Here is a 480-nt window from a genome sequence, read left to right as displayed (position 1 = left end):
ATGGGAAAAAGGTCTTTTGCGTCAATACGATGGGGCTTTTCAGCGGTGATGGAACAGGATGTACGGCTCGAATTTTAAGAAAACGCGGGGCGACAATACTCGGCGGTTTGCAGATCAAAATGCCGGATTCCGTCTGCGACAGCAAACTGCTGAAGAAAACGCCAGAGGAAAACCAGGAGATCGTCCGTCAGGCCGACCAAAAGATAGAAGCTGCCGCACGGCAGATCAAGCAAGGAAACTACCCCCAGGACGGGCTGTACTTCTTTTCCCACCTGAAGGGACTTTTTGGACAGCGGCTGTGGTTTTACGGCAAGACGGCGGGATACACAGACAAGCTGAAGATCAGCGAAAAATGCGTGGGCTGCGGGCTGTGCGTCTCTTTATGCCCCACGAAAAATCTCTCCCTGCGAGACGGGAAAGCCACCGCGGAAGACCGGTGTACCATGTGTTACCGCTGTATCAGCCGCTGTCCCCAAAAGG

1 protein-coding gene is annotated in these 480 nt (G+C 53.8%); it reads left to right on the top strand.

Annotated features, from left to right (window positions below; all coding sequences use genetic code 11):
- The coding region (locus ACTNC6_RS16180; RefSeq protein ID WP_441044667.1) for an EFR1 family ferrodoxin at positions 1-480 on the top strand (480 nt) is incomplete at both ends.

It is taken from the genome of Blautia sp. HCP3S3_C4 (assembly GCF_052064095.1).
In the GTDB taxonomy this organism is placed as follows: domain Bacteria; phylum Bacillota; class Clostridia; order Lachnospirales; family Lachnospiraceae; genus Blautia_A.
This window is presented reverse-complemented; position numbering and strand designations above follow the sequence as displayed.